This is a genomic window from Chryseobacterium soldanellicola (assembly GCF_900100115.1).
Taxonomy (GTDB): Bacteria; Bacteroidota; Bacteroidia; order Flavobacteriales; family Weeksellaceae; genus Chryseobacterium; species Chryseobacterium soldanellicola.
In genome coordinates, this window is record NZ_FNKL01000003.1 from 328,238 (window position 1) to 344,841 (window position 16,604).

The 16,604-nt window shown below is 35.2% G+C and carries 18 protein-coding genes and 1 riboswitch; of the genes, 8 read left to right on the forward strand and 10 right to left on the reverse strand.

All coding sequences use genetic code 11. The features are described 5' to 3' along the window. The first annotated feature begins 46 nt into the window (after positions 1 to 46). From cdd to BLT04_RS11005, 3 genes are all read left to right on the forward strand, one after another. The gene (cdd, locus tag BLT04_RS10995; RefSeq protein WP_089755858.1) at positions 47 to 529 is read left to right on the forward strand and encodes a cytidine deaminase; all 483 of its coding nucleotides are present in this window, start codon (positions 47 to 49) and stop codon (positions 527 to 529) included. 630 nt (positions 530 to 1,159) lie between these two features. Next, positions 1,160 to 1,336, forward strand: a riboswitch (cobalamin riboswitch). A 33-nt stretch (positions 1,337 to 1,369) separates the two neighbouring features. Further along, complete coding sequence (locus tag BLT04_RS11000; protein WP_089755859.1) at positions 1,370 to 3,196, forward strand: TonB-dependent receptor plug domain-containing protein; 1,827 nt, start codon at positions 1,370 to 1,372, stop codon at positions 3,194 to 3,196. Between the two features lie 18 nt (positions 3,197 to 3,214). Further along, complete coding sequence (locus tag BLT04_RS11005) at positions 3,215 to 4,252, forward strand: YncE family protein (protein ID WP_228421938.1); 1,038 nt, start codon at positions 3,215 to 3,217, stop codon at positions 4,250 to 4,252. A 160-nt stretch (positions 4,253 to 4,412) separates the two neighbouring features. Here the strand turns inward: BLT04_RS11005 and BLT04_RS11010 are convergent, their stop codons facing one another. The 9 genes from BLT04_RS11010 to gldB all read right to left on the reverse strand — a co-directional run bounded on the left by BLT04_RS11010 (position 4,413) and on the right by gldB (position 11,509). Continuing rightward, complete coding sequence (locus BLT04_RS11010) at positions 4,413 to 5,834, reverse strand: CCA tRNA nucleotidyltransferase (RefSeq protein WP_089755860.1); 1,422 nt, start codon at positions 5,832 to 5,834, stop codon at positions 4,413 to 4,415. 174 nt (positions 5,835 to 6,008) lie between these two features. Next, a complete protein-coding gene (locus tag BLT04_RS11015) occupies positions 6,009 to 6,557 on the reverse strand; it encodes an L-threonylcarbamoyladenylate synthase (protein ID WP_089755861.1) in 549 nt (182 codons plus the stop codon). Positions 6,558 to 6,621: 64 nt separating this feature from the next. Beyond that, on the reverse strand, positions 6,622 to 7,047 hold the full coding sequence (gene tnpA / locus BLT04_RS11020) for an IS200/IS605 family transposase (protein WP_089755862.1): 426 nt from the start codon (positions 7,045 to 7,047) through the stop codon (positions 6,622 to 6,624). 114 nt (positions 7,048 to 7,161) lie between these two features. Further along, complete coding sequence (locus BLT04_RS11025; RefSeq protein ID WP_089755863.1) at positions 7,162 to 7,665, reverse strand: DinB family protein; 504 nt, start codon at positions 7,663 to 7,665, stop codon at positions 7,162 to 7,164. 109 nt (positions 7,666 to 7,774) lie between these two features. Beyond that, a complete protein-coding gene (locus tag BLT04_RS11030; protein WP_089756417.1) occupies positions 7,775 to 8,224 on the reverse strand; it encodes a GNAT family N-acetyltransferase in 450 nt (149 codons plus the stop codon). Positions 8,225 to 8,231: 7 nt separating this feature from the next. Further along, positions 8,232 to 8,708, reverse strand: a complete 477-nt coding sequence (locus BLT04_RS11035) for a nuclear transport factor 2 family protein (RefSeq protein ID WP_089755864.1) — start codon at positions 8,706 to 8,708, stop codon at positions 8,232 to 8,234. 167 nt (positions 8,709 to 8,875) lie between these two features. Next, the gene (locus BLT04_RS11040) at positions 8,876 to 10,015 is read right to left on the reverse strand and encodes a cystathionine gamma-synthase (RefSeq protein ID WP_089755865.1); all 1,140 of its coding nucleotides are present in this window, start codon (positions 10,013 to 10,015) and stop codon (positions 8,876 to 8,878) included. Positions 10,016 to 10,142: 127 nt separating this feature from the next. Further along, the gene (gene gldC, locus BLT04_RS11045; protein WP_089755866.1) at positions 10,143 to 10,469 is read right to left on the reverse strand and encodes a gliding motility protein GldC; all 327 of its coding nucleotides are present in this window, start codon (positions 10,467 to 10,469) and stop codon (positions 10,143 to 10,145) included. 56 nt (positions 10,470 to 10,525) lie between these two features. Next, positions 10,526 to 11,509, reverse strand: coding sequence for a gliding motility lipoprotein GldB (gene gldB / locus BLT04_RS11050; protein WP_089755867.1), 984 nt, complete (start codon positions 11,507 to 11,509; stop codon positions 10,526 to 10,528). A gap of 51 nt (positions 11,510 to 11,560) precedes the next feature. On the opposite strand from gldB, the gene BLT04_RS11055 reads away from it, so the two are divergent. The 5 genes from BLT04_RS11055 to BLT04_RS11075 all read left to right on the forward strand — a co-directional run bounded on the left by BLT04_RS11055 (position 11,561) and on the right by BLT04_RS11075 (position 15,158). Further along, positions 11,561 to 12,202: a leucine-rich repeat domain-containing protein gene (locus BLT04_RS11055; protein WP_089755868.1), complete on the forward strand. Its 642-nt coding sequence runs from the start codon at positions 11,561 to 11,563 to the stop codon at positions 12,200 to 12,202. Positions 12,203 to 12,272: 70 nt separating this feature from the next. Further along, positions 12,273 to 13,067 carry an NAD(+) synthase gene (gene nadE, locus BLT04_RS11060; protein WP_089755869.1) on the forward strand — a complete coding sequence of 265 codons (795 nt, stop codon included), beginning with the start codon at positions 12,273 to 12,275 and terminating at the stop codon, positions 13,065 to 13,067. Between the two features lie 132 nt (positions 13,068 to 13,199). After that, positions 13,200 to 13,712, forward strand: coding sequence for a ribonuclease domain-containing protein (locus tag BLT04_RS11065; protein ID WP_089755870.1), 513 nt, complete (start codon positions 13,200 to 13,202; stop codon positions 13,710 to 13,712). A 27-nt stretch (positions 13,713 to 13,739) separates the two neighbouring features. Continuing rightward, on the forward strand, positions 13,740 to 14,039 hold the full coding sequence (locus tag BLT04_RS11070) for a barstar family protein (RefSeq protein WP_089755871.1): 300 nt from the start codon (positions 13,740 to 13,742) through the stop codon (positions 14,037 to 14,039). 327 nt (positions 14,040 to 14,366) lie between these two features. Next, complete coding sequence (locus BLT04_RS11075) at positions 14,367 to 15,158, forward strand: hypothetical protein (protein ID WP_089755872.1); 792 nt, start codon at positions 14,367 to 14,369, stop codon at positions 15,156 to 15,158. 83 nt (positions 15,159 to 15,241) lie between these two features. Here BLT04_RS11075 and BLT04_RS11080 read toward each other — a convergent pair whose 3' ends face one another. Further along, the gene (locus BLT04_RS11080; RefSeq protein ID WP_089755873.1) at positions 15,242 to 16,555 is read right to left on the reverse strand and encodes a T9SS type A sorting domain-containing protein; all 1,314 of its coding nucleotides are present in this window, start codon (positions 16,553 to 16,555) and stop codon (positions 15,242 to 15,244) included. Positions 16,556 to 16,604: the final 49 nt, after the last annotated feature.

The following is a 16,604-nucleotide window of genomic DNA, read 5'->3' on the forward strand; positions in this document are numbered from 1 at the left end:
TATTAAAAAGAGGTAAATTTATCCCCCTTTTTTGAATCCACAATATATGAAAAAAGAAAATCACATCAGTTACGAATATTTTAAGAATAGCAGCGAACTGAGCGATATAGAAAAGACATTATTCGACAGAGCAAAACAAGCTCGTGAAAATGCATACGCCCCTTATTCCAACTTTCTGGTGGGTTGCGCCATCCTTCTTGAAAACGGAGAAATATATTCCGGGAACAATCAGGAAAATGCAGCTTTTCCGTCCGGCCTTTGTGCAGAAAGGACGACCCTTTTCTGGGTTGCCGCCAATTTCCCGAATGAAAAAATTGAAAAGATATTTGTCGTGGGTGGTCCGAGAGAATTTCATGAGAAAAACCCGCCAATTCCGCCGTGTGGAGCGTGCCGACAAAGCTTGATCGAATACGAAACTAAACAAAGCCAGGATATCGATCTTTATTTTTCAAGCATGAATGAAGAGGTGGTAAAAGTGTATTCTATTAAGGATCTTTTGCCTTTTTATTTTGATGCGACGTTTTTGTAATAAGTTCGAAGACGCAAGGTTTTTCTTAAAATTGTATTGTTTTTTTAAGGCGCAAGGGCGTTTGACTACGTCGAATCTTCGATTTCACTCAGTAAAGATTGTGCGGTATTTTTGTCATTCAGAGCGGAACAAAGTGGAGCGTGGAATCTAAACTAAGTTTTTAAATAATATTGTTGAGATTCCTACGGAAAGATAAACTAAGTGGTAAGCAATGGTTTAGATGCTTCGACAAGCTCAGCATGACATCGCTAATACTATATCGAGATCCTTTGACTACGTCGAACCTAAAGGTTTCAGGATGACAAACAGAGTACTGAATTAATTGTGAGTGAGCCTTGTCAAGGCTTTATAAACAGAGCGTTGATATGGTTATGAAAGTTTGAGTTAAAGACAAATACCCTAGCCCCGATTGAAGAGGAAATCCTTTTTTGAAGAAAAAGATTGCAACGGAAAGCGGGAAAAAGCTTCAAATAAAAATAAAAACAGCTTTTCGATGTAATCAAATTGCTCCTTAAAAATAATATAAATAATAATTCGACAAAGTCAAATAACTCCAAAAAATATGAATAATTGGTAATAAGTAATACTCATTCGCTTTTTTTACAAATTTGCGCAATCAATCTAAAAACTTATCTTTGCAAAAATTTTGGTTTCCAAGAGTTTGGAAATAATAGGGAATTGGGTGAGATGCCCAAACTGTCCCCGCAACTGTAGATCGCAACAATATTTTTTACGAAAAACCACTGTGCAAACGGGAAGGTGTAAAAAAGCGAAAGTCAGGAGACCTGCCAAAATTATAATCAAAAAATAGATTGCTTTCGGAGGAAAAGTAAAATAGTAATGCATATAAAAAAGTCTTTAATACTGCTATTGTCGTCTTACAGCTGTTTTCTTTTCGCACAGGAGAAAACCATAGACACTGTTTATATTTTTGATAATCAAATGAATAAGGTTAAGCTTTTTCATAAGATTACCACTCTTTCTCCTGCAGATATTCAAAAAAATTCGGCTAATTTATCAGATGTTTTGCGATTTCAAACGGCGGTTTATATCAAAGAAAACGGTCGTGGAGCAGTTTCTTCACCATCTTTCAGAGGAACTTCATCGCAGCAGACTGCTTTTGTCTGGAACGGGATTAACATTAATTCTAACTTTCTGGGGCAAGGCGATATTAATAATATTCCATTGTTCGGGTATGATCAGATGGAGGTGAAATCCGGAGGCGGAAGTGTGGTTTACGGAAGCGGAGCGATTGGCGGAAGTATTCATTTAAATAATGAACTGGCTTTTAACAAAGGTTTTGATGCGTCTGTTTATTCCGAAGTTTCTTCCTTTGCGACGTATAATAATTTTGCGAAAGCTTCTTTTAGCAATGATAAATTCAGCGTGAAAGTCTCTGGGAATTATTTTATCAGCCAGAATGATTATGAAGTAGAAGAAAAACAGTATATCAACAGAAACGGCAGATATTACAACACGACTTTCAATGTTGGAGCTTCTTACAAAATTGCACCTTATCAGACGATTTCTTGGCAGAATCAGATCTATGATGCTTCGCAGCACTACCCTATTTTTGTAGAAAACGGCAATAAGACAAAATATAATTCTCAGACATTGAGAAGCTTATTGGCTTGGGATATTAATAAAAATAATCTTTCCAACAGCTTAAAAGCAGCTTATACGGAAGATAATTTCCAGTATTTCGGAGATGTAAACCAACCTAAATCCAGCGGCGCAGAAGGTAAAAACTACATTTTTAAGAATGATTTTAATTATTTCATTTCGCCGAAATTCAATATCAATGCGATTGGAGAATTTCAGGTGAATAAAGGGGAAGGTTATGCATCAGGAATTGGAAATATCAGCAGAAATGTAGGCTCTCTGGCTGGTTTGATACGTTATTTTGCCACAAAAGATCTTCGTTTTGAAGCTGGAATTAAGAAAGATTTTGTAGAAAACATCACTTCTCCACTTTTATATTCTTTTTCCGGGAAATGGAATGCTTTGAATTGGTATCATGTTAATCTAAGTGTTTCCAGAAACTTCAGATTTCCTTCATTTAATGATTTATATTGGCAGCCCGGCGGAAATCCTGATTTAAAATCGGAGACTTCCACCAATTTTGATATGGATCATGAATTGAGCTTTGGAGATTTCAAGATTACTTTAAGTCCGTACTACATGGATATTAAAAATTATATTAACTGGCTTCCGACGCCTTACGGATATTGGGCGCCTTTCAATACATATCAGGTAAAATCCTACGGTCTTGAATCTCAGATTACTTTCCATAAAGAATTCGGGGAACACGCTTTTACACTTAATGCAGGCTATAATTTTGCAAAATCAATTAACCAGGAAACCAAAAAGCAGATGACGTATGTGCCTCTTCATAAAGCTTTTGGAAATATCGATTATCGGTACGATTTCCTAAAAGTGTTTGTACAAGGGCTTTTTAACGGATTGACATATACTACAACAGACGAAAAAAGAGCTGATGCGATTGAACCTTATTTTGTTTTAAATACAGGGATTTCTGCAACAGTCTTAAAGAAATATACTCTAGGTTTCAGGGTAAATAATGTAACTGATCAAGTGTATGAAACGGTTTCTTACTACCCGATGCCTAAAAGAAATTACAGCGTTTTTGCTACAATAAATTTTTAAAATTAATTAATGATAGATATGAAAACAACTAGACTTTTACAACTATTTTTCGGATTCCTTTTACTATTCAACATTTCTTGTAACAGCGATTCTGAATTTACGCAAGAGATGTACTATGGTAATGGTATTTTGGTTGCCAATGAAGGAAATTTCGGGAAACCTAATGCCGATGTCACTTTTCTAACCGGAGATTTAAGCCTTAAACAGGATAATATTTTCTCGGCTAACAACGGCGGTTCAAACCTTGGAGATGTTTTGCAGACTATCGCTTTTAATGGTGAAAATGCTTACCTTTTATTAAACAATTCAAATAAAATCCAGGTTGTCAACCGTTATACCTTCAAAAAAGTAACAGAGATCACTTCTCAGATCAACCAGCCTCGTTATCTTGCTTTTGCTAATAATAATATTTATGTAACGAATGATAAATTTAACGGTGAAAAATATGTCGCTGTTTATAAAGCTTCAGATTATTCTTTCGTTAAAAAAATCTCTTTTACAGATGCAGCTGAAAGAGTTGTAGAAGCCGGAAACAATATTTTTGTTCAGAATGCCTCTTACGGTTTCGGGAATAAGATTTCTTATATCACGACTTCAAACAACGAAGTGCAGTCTACGATCACTCTTCCCAACGGGGACATCAACAAAATGATCACCAACAATGAAAAAGTGTACGCCATTGCTGCAGGTACGGCAGATTCTTATATCTATGAAATTTCAAGCGCAGGAAGCATTACAAAAACGACGACATTGACAGGTATTACCAACGCAACAAACCTTGAAATTGAAAATGGTAATTTTTATTTCACATCCGGAAACAATGTTTATAAAATGGCTATGAATGCTACAACTGTTCCAGCTCCACTATTCACTGTTGCGAGCAGCACTGATCCTTACTCTACTTTATATGGATTTAACGTTATCAATGGCGGAATTTTCGTATCAGATGCGAATGGATTTACAGAAGACAGCAAAATCACTGTGTATTCATCTACAGGATCTGTCATTAAAACTTTTACAGCAGGTAAAGGTACAAACGGATTCTACGCAAACTAAGAAATTAATACTTCGGTATTTATTATAAATTTTATTTTTTTTCATCATTTGTGTTTTTTTCCGGGCGGTTTCTTCGAAACCGCCCGGATTTTTTTATCATGTATTCAAACAAAATGCAACCGAAAAAATCGATTGCATTTCATTATATTGTTACTATTTTCTAGCTTAATTGTAATCCTAATTTTTCCGCTTCTACAATCACAAACTTGGTTGCTTCTTCCTTTTTATTGGCAATTTCGCCTTCCAAAATAGCTTCTTTTACTTTTTCCTTTAAAATCCCGATTTCGCGTCCGGGTTTAAGGTCAAACATTGCCATAATTTCTTCGCCGGAAATGGGCGGCTGAAAATTTCTTACGTGATCTTTTTCTTCAACCTCTTTTATTTTATTGGCAACATATTCAAAGTTCTTTTTAAACTTATCCTGTTTTTTAGAATTTTTAGTGGTGATATCAGCTTTACAAAGAGTAAACAAATCCTCCAGATTTTCTCCGGCATCGAATAACAGTCTTCTTAATGCAGAATCAGAAGCATCATCTGTGATCAAAGCAATCGGGCGGGATGAAAGCTTAACCATTTTCTGAACATATTTCATATCAGGTCCTAAAGGCAGCTTCAATCTCTGGAAGAGAGATTTTGTCATTTTTGAACCTAAAAACTCATGCCCGTGGAACGTCCAGCCTGTTCCTTCAACGAATTTTTTTGTTGGAGCTTTTCCGATATCGTGAAGCAATGCCGACCAACGCAGCCAAAGATTATCCGTATTTTCAGAAATGTTGTCTACCACTTCCAGAGTATGATAAAAATTGTCTTTGTGGGTTTGCCCTTCAACTTCTTCAACGCCTTTTAATTCTATCAATTCAGGAATAATTAATTTCATTAAACCTGTTTCTTCCATTAATTTTAACCCTATTGACGGCTTTACAGAAAGCATGATTTTGTTAAACTCAACCATAATTCTTTCCATAGAAACGATCTTGATTCTTTCCGCTTCCAGTTTGATGGCTTCCAGTGAATTTTCTTCTATCGTGAACTGTAAAGTTGATGCAAAACGAATCGCTCTCATCATCCTCAAAGGATCGTCAGAATAGGTTTGGGCGGGCTCTAGAGGTGTTCTTAAAATACCTTTTTTCAAATCGTCAATTCCGTTAAAAGGATCAATTAACTCGCCAAAATTATCTTTATTTAGAGAAATTGCCATTGCATTAATGGTAAAATCCCTCCTTTTCTGATCATCTTCAATTGTTCCGCCTTCAACCTCCGGTTTGCGGCTGTTTTCAGAATAACTTTCTTTTCTGGCACCTACAAATTCAAGTTCGAGATCTTTATATTTAATCATCGCCGTTCCGTATGTTTTAAAAACGGAAACTTTCATTTTGGGATCAATTTCTTTTCCAACATTCTGGGCAAGCTCAATTCCGCTTTGTTCAGTTACAAAATCAATATCCGTCGATGCTTTTCTTTTCATCAATAAATCCCGAACGTAGCCACCAACAATATATACAGACTGATTGTTTTCTGCAGCAACCTCAGAAATGATTTTGAAAAGTTTTAGATTTTTATTTTGATTAAGATTAATGAACATTTCTTTTAGATGTTAGATGTTAAATGTTAGATGTTAGCCGTACAACTATCTGTTTATAGCTACTGACAATATCTAACTTAAAACCATCAAGAAACCGGTTATTAAGTTTAAAAACTAAAATTCCAATTTCTTAATGGCTAAATGATTTTGCAAAGATAATTAAAATCTTTTCTTTTACTCGCGAAGAACCTTTATTCTGTTGTCACTCCAGATTTTTATCACTGAAGATCCGGAATATTTTGAAACTTTTTCGCGGTCTTCTTCCACCGCATAATCCACTAAATCAATTATTTCTTTTGAAATATCTGAAAACTTCAACGGACTTTTTTCTCCACTGAAATTGGCAGATGTTGAAACTAAAGGCCTGTTTAATTTTGTGATTAATTTTTTACAGAAATCATTTTTCACCAGACGAATTCCTATACTTCCGTCTTCTGCCAATAATTCTTTCGGTAAACCTTTTGGATTTTCATAAACCATTGTTACGGGTTTTTCGCTTAAATCAATGATTTCCCAAGCCATTTCCGGAACGTCAACCAAATCCTGTAATCTCTTTTCAGTTTCCACCAAAATAATCATGGATTTGTTTTTTTCACGTTTCTTGATATCAAAAATTTTGTTGATCGCTTCAATATTTGTCGCGTCACAACCGATTCCCCAGATCGTATCTGTCGGATAAAGGATGGTGCCGCCGGATTTTAATATTTGTATGATGTTTTCCATATTCAATAGGGGTGGGCTTTAGCCCGCCTTCAAAATTAAGCAATCATTTGGCTTTAGCCAAAACTTATCTAAAATCATACTTTTCCATAAACTCATGATATTCCTCTTCAAATGATTTCTTTTTATGATGTATTTCCTGATTTTTAATATAATTTCGAACAGACTGCACCATTGATTCCGAAATAGAAACAGCAAAATATTCATCCTGCCAAGCAAATCTTTCTTTTGTTAATTGGTTTTTATTAATCCAATAAGAAGACTCTCCCTTCAATAATTGAACAATCTTTTCAATATTTTGATTTGAACCTAATGAAATTAAACAGTGACAGTGATCCGAATAACCATTTATCATATCTAAAAAAATTCCTTTTTCTGCTGCGTTATCTTTAATATGTTTCCAAACATTTATTCCTAGGTCTGAAGTATTAAGATAATGGATCCTGTTTATTGTCGAAAAAACAATATGAATATAAATTTTAATAAAAGGCATTTGTGTTGTTTTGCCAAAAATATAAATTATTTTTAAGTTTTGGCTAAAGCCGATTGATCTATTAAATAAGAAAACGGGCTAAAGCCCGTTCCTATTGATAAAATTATCTTTTATTTACAATCTCGGCAAATATCTTTCCTCAATAATATTCAAATGATGAATATTATGCCCTACGATCAATTTTGCGATTGTTTCTACAGAAATCTGGTTTCCGTTGGCTGTTCCGATATTGTTTAAAGCAGATGGATTCAGGGTTTCTAAAAAAATCTGAGAAGATCTTCTGACTAATTTATATTCATACAATAATGATTGCAGGCTTCTTTCATTTGCGAAGGAATTTTTAGCATAAATTTCTTCATCAAAACCGGGAAGTTCATTTTCTTCTCCTCTTGCGAAAGCCAAAATTCGGTATTGAAAAACCCTTTCCGTGTCGGATAAATGTAAAAGCATCTCTTTTAACGTCCATTTTCCGTCGTCATAGGCGAAATGCGATTGTTCTTCTGAAAGATTTGAATAAACTTCAACCGTCTTTTCTCCGGATTTTTTTAATTCTTCCAACCAGTTTTCGGATGGAATATTGTCTAAATATCTCTGAACGTATTTCTGAAAATCAGTCATGGTAATATGAGTAACAAATAATTGGTAATGAGTAATAATAATTGATAAATAATAAGCGATAAATGATGATAATCACACTTTTCATCATTTATAATTGATCAATGATCGTTTATGAATTGTTCGTCCATTCATAGAAATTTACGGAATCATACGATTCAAAACCGCAAGCCGGATACAATTGATTTCCGATGTCGTTGCTTTTCCCCGTTTCCAGTAGAACTCCGCTTGCGTTTGTGGATTTTGCCAATTCTTTTGATTCCTCAATTAATTCTTTTGAAAAGCCTTTTCCACGATAATTTTTGTTGACATACAGGTCATTCAATAACCAATACCGTTTCATTCTTGTTGATGAAAACAAAGGATATAACTGTACAAATCCAACTAAATTTCCGTTTTCTTCAGCAACAAAAATTTCAGAATCTTTATTTTCAATTCTTTCTTTAAGGAAGATTTCAGCAGCCGGAATATCAGAATTTTTATGATAAAAAACTCTGTATTGATCGAACAATTCAGCCAATTGAGCCAAATCCTGAATTGTAGCTTTTCTTGTATTTTTCATGTGAAATTTATTGATGATCATAACTTAAAACGCGCTTAAGCTTCCATTGATTATTTTCAAGAATCCATAGATGCGTGAATTTGGCGCTTCCTCCTTTTTTCCATGTTCCGTTTTCACTGAAAAAAAAATCGTGATTACCTTCCTGTATCAATCCATAAAGAGTTTTATCTTTATATAAAGGATACACTTTCATACTGTTTGCAACCAACTCACGTTTTAACTTATTCGGAGAGCCACAAATATTATTTCTTGCAGATGTAATAAATGCTTTCTTACCTAAAGTAACTCCTCCAATGTCATGATAAAATTCAAGATCATCGCTTATTATAGTATCATAATGAGAAAGATCACATTTATTGAATCCGATATCGAATATCAAACTGTCTAATTTTTTTACCGTTTTATACAATTCATCGGTATTTTTTACCTGAGAATATGCAATCTGACTTAAAATTAATAACAATAAAACCTGAATCTTTCTCATTATTTTTTATTTTTTAATTAATTTTACTTTCACACTTGTGAGTATTTTCCAAATGTTTAAATAAACGATTACAAACCTAGCCCCGATTGCAACGACATCCTTTTGTGTAGCGAAGCGTAACAAAAGATATAGTGGAAAGCGGGAAACAGCTTCTAAAAAAATTTAAATTAAGAAAAAGCTTTTTCTAAATCTGCGATAAGATCTTCTGCATCTTCAATTCCCACGCTTAAACGAACCAAATCGTCTGTAATACCCAATTCTGCACGCTTTTCAGCAGGAATTGAAGCATGAGTCATTAAAGCCGGATGATTCGCCAAAGATTCAACACCTCCTAACGATTCTGCCAGCGTAAAAACTTTTACTTTCTCTAAAAACTTCACAGCATCTTCTTTTTTTCCTGATTTAAAGGTGAAAGAAACCATTCCTCCGAAATCTTTCATTTGAGATTTTGCCAATTCATATTGCGGATGAGATTCCAGTCCCGGATAAATTACCTGAGCAACGGCAGGATGATTTTCAAGATATTTTGCCACTGCCATCCCATTTTCTGAGTGTCTTTGAACTCTTAATGCCAATGTTTTAATCCCTCTCAATACCAGATAAGAATCGTGAGGTCCTAAAATTCCGCCGCTTGCAAACTGGATGAAGTGTAATTTCTCTCCTAATTCAACATCTTTAGCAATTAAAGCTCCTGCGATCACATCAGAGTGGCCACCCAAATATTTCGTGGCAGAGTGCATTACAATATCAGCTCCCAAATCAATTGGTCTTTGAAGATAAGGTGTTGCGAAAGTATTATCAACCGCAACAAGGATATCTTTTCCTTTTGCTATTTCTACAACTGCTTTAATATCAACCAATTTCATCAACGGATTGGTTGGTGTTTCAATCCAGATCAGCTTGGTTTTATCTGTAATAACATCCGCAATTTTTGGCGCATCATCAAAATTCACGAATGTAAATTTCAACTGATATTTTTCGAAAAGTCTGGTGAACATTCTGTATGTTCCGCCGTAAAGATCATCAACGGCAACTACCTCATCTCCAGGATTTAATAATTTTAAAACACAGTCGATAGCAGCCAAACCAGATCCAAAAGCCAAACCTCTCGCTCCGTTTTCAATGCTTGCCAAAGAGTCTTCCAACGCCTGTCTTGTAGGGTTTGCCGCTCTTGAATATTCATACCCGGAATGTACTCCCGGACTTTTTTGTGCGAATGTAGATGTTAAAAATACAGGAACGTTCACAGAACCTGTTGCAGATTCGTGATGCTGTCCTCCGTGAATAACTTTTGTATTAAAATTCATATTTTTTGCTTTTAGCTTATTGCTTTTGACATTTAGCTGTATAACTAATCTGCCAAAACTTTATTATTATTTGCTTACTACTTTTAGCAAAAAGCCAATTGCCAGTTGCTAAAAGCCAAAAGCGGTTTTACATTTTTATTGCAGATTTGATAGCAAATTCTTCTGCCATTTGCTCAATCCATTGTGCCACATCTTCCTCTCCTGTTGCTCTCTGATAAGTATTTCCCAAAGAAACCAAAATCTGATGCATAAACATTTTCATCTGGTCAACCGGCATTTCTTTTGTCCAAAGATCGATTCTCAACGCTTCCATTGCTTTTTCGTCCCAAACAGAAATCATGACCGCTTTCGTTTCTTCCTTTTCAACCCCTCCGTCCTGAGCGTTCCAGGTCATTATTTCCGGGATATGGTTTTCATCAAGCTCTACATCTATCGTTATCTGAGTCTTTCTCATTTTTTCTATTTTTTCTATAATTTAAATTCTACTATTTCTAATTTCTAACCTAAATTTTACTTCAGCTTTGGCTTATAACCCGATTGATTAAAAATCACCGTTGCATCCATTTTCAGGAAATCTGTTAATTTAGTTTCAGGTTTTTGCTTAAAATATGCTTTACAAATCTGCCAGCCCGTGAAAATCCCAATTTGTGGTGAAGACTCGTTATCAATTTCTGTATAAAATTTTGAGAACGGACCTGGAGTAATAAATCTTTCCACCAATCTCGGGTCATCACCGAAAATAAGGTTGTTTTCCACAAAATAATTCCAGATATTAGCTTCATTAGCGACTGCCCAATCGTATTGTTTTTGTGTATAATTCATTTTCAGATAATCCGGGAAATCGGGCAAAAATGCATCCTGTAAGATCATTATTTTCCCGTTCAGAATCAATTGATCGATGAATTTCTGATGGTCCTGAGATTCCATTACAGAATTTTCGGCGAAAATCATTGAAACTTTAGGAACAATATTATTCGGATTCATTGATTTCTGGAAATACAGCTCCAAGCCTTTGTAATTGGCATTTCCATCACCCATAAAACCTGTTACATCGATGAATAAAAGATTTCCTTTTGCATCATAGAAAATAGGATCCTGAACCATCTGCAATGCCGATGAAAAAAGGAAAACTTTCGGACTCTGAAACTTAGGAAAATAAAATTTTATATGAGAAAATAAGTCCTGAAGATCCTTTTGAAGCTTTTTCTGGTCAATTTTCCCGATTGCTTCTTTGTAAATTTTCACTTCCTGTGCATCAGCCCTTCTCTTTCCAAAATCTGCATCGCTTACTGTTCCCTGAAACCAAGGAAATTTAGCCTTGAACTGGTCCAATGGAACATTCTGATCGTAAAATTCTTTGGAAATATCTGTAATTTCAACTTTTTCAGCAGGATTTTTCACTTCTACTTTCCATTGATCTTTGGTCTCTTTTTTGCAAGAATTCAAGCTCACAACTAAAATGGTGGAAATTGCAATAATTTTAAAAATCTTCATTATTTTTACATGAAATTTAAGCTACAAAAATAAGGATTAAAACACAATCTTATGATGAAAAACAAAATATTTATAACCCTCACCCTTTTTTCGGGTTTATCGTTTTTTTATGCTCAGGATCTTACTTTTAAGGATAAGAATATTGAAAAAGCACTTCTGGAAAACTTTGACACCGACAGAAGCGGCTCTATCAATCAGCTTGAAGCAGACAGGATTACCAATTTATTCCTGGTTAATAAAGGAATCACTTCTACTGATGATCTCAGTTTTTTTCCCAATGCGACGATGATTGTCCTGGATGACAATATGATCCCGAATGCGACTATTAAGAATTTAACATATCTTCAATTGTTTTCGTGTACCGGATGTAAAATTTCAACTTTCAGTGCGGAAAACCTTAAAAGCCTGGCTTCTCTTTATCTGGATAATAATTTAATTGAAAATATTTCGTTCAAAGGCCTTACAAGACTTGATCAGCTAACAATATCTCTGAATAAATTAAAAACAATTGATACCAGTTCGCTTAAAAACCTGAAAAAATTAAATGTCGAACACAATCAGATTACAAAGCTCAATATCTCTAAAAATCTTAATTTACAAACCTTAAATATCGGCGGAACGAAAATGAAAGAATCTGATATTAAAAAAGGAGCAAAAACGGATTTCACCCTATTCGGTGCCGAACCGGAATAAAAGTAAAAAATATAGTAATTTTGAAATTTAAATTAAACTAAAAAATCAAAATAGACTAAAAAATAAAATAATGCAGACACAAAAAGTAATAGACCATATTGTAAGCTGGCTGAAAGATTACGCCGTAAAAGCAAAGGTAAACGGTTATGTAATCGGAGTTTCCGGAGGGGTTGATTCCGGCGTGGTTTCTACGCTTTGCGCAATGACAGGACTTGAAGTTTTGCTTCTGGAAATGCCGATCCGCCAAAAAGAAGATCAGGTAAACCGCGCTCAGGATCATATGGAAGATTTAAAGAAAAAATTTCCAAATGTGCAGGCAAAAACCATCAATCTGACGCCGGTTTTTGAGAGCTTTGAAGCCGTTGTTCATGATCATGTGGAAGGAAGATGGAGCAATAATCTGGCGCTTGCCAATACCAGATCTCGTTTCAGAATGCTGAATTTGTATTATTTTGGGCAGCTTCACGGGCTTTTGGTTTGCGGAACAGGAAATAAAGTGGAAGATTTCGGGATTGGATTTTACACAAAATATGGTGACGGCGGTGTAGACGTTTCGCCAATTGCCGATCTCTACAAAACTGAAGTTTATGAATTGGCAAGAGCTTTAAATCTTATCGAAAGCATTCAAAATGCTATTCCTACAGACGGCCTTTGGGATGCGGAAAGAACCGACGAAGATCAGATCGGTGCCACATACCCCGAGTTGGAAAAAATCCAGAAAGAGTATGGTGTAAAAGCTGCCGGAGATTATGAAGGCCGCGACAAAGAAGTATTTGAAATTTTCGACAGAATGCATAAAGCAGCCAAACATAAAATGGTTCCTATCCCGATTTGCGATATTCCGGAAGAATGGAGAGAAGATTAAAAAATGAATTGTGAATGGTCAATTGTGAATTTTTGTGATTAAACTTTTGATATTTAGAAAATTAAATCTAAAATTGACAGTTGCCTTACAAAGTAAAATTGACAATTCACATATATAATAATTGACAAAAATATGAATGGTAAAATAAGGTCTCTGTTTTTTATTTGCTTAGGGCTTCTTTTCGGAATGTCTGTGATGTATGTTTATAATAATTTTATCGCGGATACAAAAGGTAATCCAACCAATCAATCAGTTATAGAATATGGAACTGCCGATGAAAATCCTGCGGTATCTCCTGCTAATTTTTCTTCGGATCAGTCTATTGATCAGCTAACGGAAGAGAAAGCAGTCATTAATTATGTAAAACAAAACCATCAACTTCCTGATTTTTATATCACTAAGAGTGAAGCCCGAAAATCCGGCTGGAACCCTTCAAAAGGTAATCTTTGTGACGTTTTGCCCGGAAAAGCAATTGGCGGTGATTATTTCAGCAACAGAGAAGGGAATCTTCCAAAAGGTGAAAAATATTTTGAAGCCGACGTCAATTACAACTGCGGAAACAGAAATGCAGACAGAATTGTATTTACCAAAAACGGCAATGTTTATTTATCTAAAAATCATTATAAAAGTTTTGAAAAGCAGTAAGTAGACCTTAATGATAAAAAGTAAAATATGAAGACAATATATATAGATTTCACAGACATAGGAGATTATGAAGATTTCTATGCTCAGTTAAAAGAAAAATTACCCCTTCCCGATTATTTCGGAGACAATCTGGATGCACTTTCTGATGTGATTACAGGCGAACTGGAAATGCCTCTTCACATCGAATTCGTTAATATGAGCGTAGATCAGCTGGAACTTTTTGAAGATCTGCTGACGACCCTTGAAGATGCTGAAGATCAGGTTGAAGACTTTTCTTTCACCTATTATCTGGAACAGTATGAAGATGAAGAAAGCGAAGAAATTTAATGTTTAATAATCAAAAATACCAAGTCACCCCTTAATGTGGTGACTTTTTTCATGAATTTTTTTCAGCATGATAAAAACTTAATTTTTTTTATCTTTTTATAATTAAATCCCTTTAAAAAGAATTATAAAGATCTTAATTTTTTAAATTTCGCTACAATCAATTCATCTTAAGTGAATTATTTTTACTGAAATATTTAAAATTAAACTTAAAAAAATAAACCGTTATATGTTCAAATACAACAATATAGGTCAATTATCAAAATTAATTCAATAGAAGTTGAAAATGGTTTAAAGTCTTTCTATTTTTACTTTCTATTAAAAAACAATATGAAAAAAATTACATTTACTTCTTTATTATTTCTTACAGTTCAGTTTTTATATGGCCAGGTTGGAATAGGTACCGCCTATCCAAACACTAACTCAGTTTTAGAGTTAAGCAGTACAAATAAAGGATTTATACTTCCCAGAGTAGCTCTTACTGCAACCAATAATGCATCACCAGTAAGTTCGCATATCGCCGGAATGACCGTCTATAACACTGCTACCAATACTTCAAGTGCATCGAATCCTGTATATCCGGGAGAATATTACAATGACGGCACTCAATGGAACAGAAAAATTACAGCAAGTGAAACTAGAATGCTTGTAGGCGGAACTATTACCGACCAGCTCTCTCCTACTTCGGTGACTCTCGGAGATGGCAGCAGTTACAACGATGCAACACTGATAACACTCCCTTCTTTTACTTTAACCAAACCATCAGTCGTAGAATTTAGCGGGAATATTTCGAGTGTTTTTACCAAAGTAACGGATTTACCGCTGACCGATTCTTCCGTGAAATTGGCCAGTGTCTATTTCCTATTTACAAATGCTCCATCAGGAATTCCTGTCAATTCAAAATTCGGATCGGCATCAATGTCCTATACCAATACTTCTTCCACAAACGGAAATGTAATCAGCGGGTATTATTATCTTACACCTCACGCCATTTTAAACTTACCGGCTGGAACATATACTCTTGCTATGAAAGGTGGTGGAGCCAGTGATACCGGATATAAACTGTTATTTGGGGATGCAGGATCAGATAATATTCAGGTAAAAGCTACACCAATTAAATAATTTTATAAATTTTATATAAAAAAAACTCGCAGTAATCTGCGAGTTTTCCGGTCTAAGTTGAGGCTTGTGTCTAATTTAAATTTTTACTGTTTTATGAATGTAAAACTTTGTGAAACTTCCCCTTTCACAAAAATTTGTAAAACATAATTCCCCGGAGATAAAGATGATACATCAATTCTATCTGCCACAGAATCAAAAAATGCCACCCTCTGACCTACCTTATTATATACGTCTGCTCTGTCAATTTTACCTGCCTTTTTGATATAAATAATATCTTCTACAGGATTTGGATATATGGATATCGTATTTTTTGTTTTTACAACATCGCTTGTAGAAAGATACTCCGTCAGATCAAGATAAAAAGCTACAATCTGATTAGCAGCATTCATTCCTACGCCTGCAATTTTTTTTCCGTCTTGAGAAATCGCCAACGGAAGAGACATTGTAACTCCCTGTGTATTAATGCCTAAATTTGTAGCGTAATCATTAAGGTTTACTCTGCCACCTGCCGCCGTCCAAAAAAAGCCTTCTCCTGTCATTGGCGGTCCCGGGAAAGGTCTAAAGAAGCCAATCACCTTGCTGCCATCAGCAGAAATTCCCGTTGCTCCACCTCTGAAGAAGGCTGAGGAATTTGGATGTGTTATGTATGTAAGTCCGGTTGTACTGTTCCAAACGTAAGGTTCGGGCGTATTCATACCAATTATCGTATTCCCGTCAGCAGAAACATCTCCCGCTTCGCCAACACTGTTTCCATTTATATCTGTTATAAAGCTTCCCACACCGTCTACCCATTTTGCGCCGCTTCTAAAGCCGTCAGCCTGATCCTGCCAGCCTACAATTACACTTCCATCAGCATTTACGGCATTAGCTCTTGAACTTCTGTTGGCAATCATGCTTCCAAGATCTGTCATGCCATTTTGTGCGGTCCATTTTACGGCGTGTGCAGTTCCTGCGTTTATCCAGCCCAGTCCAACAATCGTATTTCCGTTTGGAGACATTCCCCAGGTAGAACTTACGCTGCCATCCCAACCTGTGGGCACAAGACCTCCAAGATTGGTCCAGGTTGATGAGCCGGTGTTATAAGTCGATATTTCATTAAAATTGGTCCCTGCGTTGGTAATCGAGGAAGCTATTTTTGAGCCATCCGCCGTAATCAGCGTTCTTCCTGCGGCAGGATAACCATTGGAAATATTTCCGATCTGTACCAAACCATTTGCTGAATCCCATTTATAAATTGTTCCGCTGCTTGTGTGCATGCTTACCACTCCGTTGTCAGAAATTCCACCTATTGTGTAATTGCCGGTTGCCATTACTGTTAATTGAGCATTCAGTAAAGAAATATTCAATACTAAAAAAGCGAACAAAAACAGAATTCGAATTTTGTAAAATTTTCTCATAATTGTTTATGTTTAATATTTTGAATTGGTGAGAACAATATTAACATTA

Excerpts from the sequence above, each read along its gene's own strand:
- cdd (WP_089755858.1), top strand. The coding sequence starts at position 47 with ATGAAAAAAGAAAATCACATCAGTTACGAATATTTTAAGAATAGCAGC.
- BLT04_RS11000 (WP_089755859.1), top strand. The coding sequence starts at position 1,370 with ATGCATATAAAAAAGTCTTTAATACTGCTATTGTCGTCTTACAGCTGT.
- BLT04_RS11005 (WP_228421938.1), top strand. The coding sequence starts at position 3,215 with ATGAAAACAACTAGACTTTTACAACTATTTTTCGGATTCCTTTTACTA.
- BLT04_RS11010 (WP_089755860.1), bottom strand. The coding sequence starts at position 5,834 with ATGTTCATTAATCTTAATCAAAATAAAAATCTAAAACTTTTCAAAATC.
- BLT04_RS11015 (WP_089755861.1), bottom strand. The coding sequence starts at position 6,557 with ATGGAAAACATCATACAAATATTAAAATCCGGCGGCACCATCCTTTAT.
- tnpA (WP_089755862.1), bottom strand. The coding sequence starts at position 7,047 with ATGCCTTTTATTAAAATTTATATTCATATTGTTTTTTCGACAATAAAC.
- BLT04_RS11025 (WP_089755863.1), bottom strand. The coding sequence starts at position 7,665 with ATGACTGATTTTCAGAAATACGTTCAGAGATATTTAGACAATATTCCA.
- BLT04_RS11030 (WP_089756417.1), bottom strand. The coding sequence starts at position 8,224 with ATGAAAAATACAAGAAAAGCTACAATTCAGGATTTGGCTCAATTGGCT.
- BLT04_RS11035 (WP_089755864.1), bottom strand. The coding sequence starts at position 8,708 with ATGAGAAAGATTCAGGTTTTATTGTTATTAATTTTAAGTCAGATTGCA.
- BLT04_RS11040 (WP_089755865.1), bottom strand. The coding sequence starts at position 10,015 with ATGAATTTTAATACAAAAGTTATTCACGGAGGACAGCATCACGAATCT.
- gldC (WP_089755866.1), bottom strand. The coding sequence starts at position 10,469 with ATGAGAAAGACTCAGATAACGATAGATGTAGAGCTTGATGAAAACCAT.
- gldB (WP_089755867.1), bottom strand. The coding sequence starts at position 11,509 with ATGAAGATTTTTAAAATTATTGCAATTTCCACCATTTTAGTTGTGAGC.
- BLT04_RS11055 (WP_089755868.1), top strand. The coding sequence starts at position 11,561 with ATGATGAAAAACAAAATATTTATAACCCTCACCCTTTTTTCGGGTTTA.
- nadE (WP_089755869.1), top strand. The coding sequence starts at position 12,273 with ATGCAGACACAAAAAGTAATAGACCATATTGTAAGCTGGCTGAAAGAT.
- BLT04_RS11065 (WP_089755870.1), top strand. The coding sequence starts at position 13,200 with ATGAATGGTAAAATAAGGTCTCTGTTTTTTATTTGCTTAGGGCTTCTT.
- BLT04_RS11070 (WP_089755871.1), top strand. The coding sequence starts at position 13,740 with ATGAAGACAATATATATAGATTTCACAGACATAGGAGATTATGAAGAT.
- BLT04_RS11075 (WP_089755872.1), top strand. The coding sequence starts at position 14,367 with ATGAAAAAAATTACATTTACTTCTTTATTATTTCTTACAGTTCAGTTT.
- BLT04_RS11080 (WP_089755873.1), bottom strand. The coding sequence starts at position 16,555 with ATGAGAAAATTTTACAAAATTCGAATTCTGTTTTTGTTCGCTTTTTTA.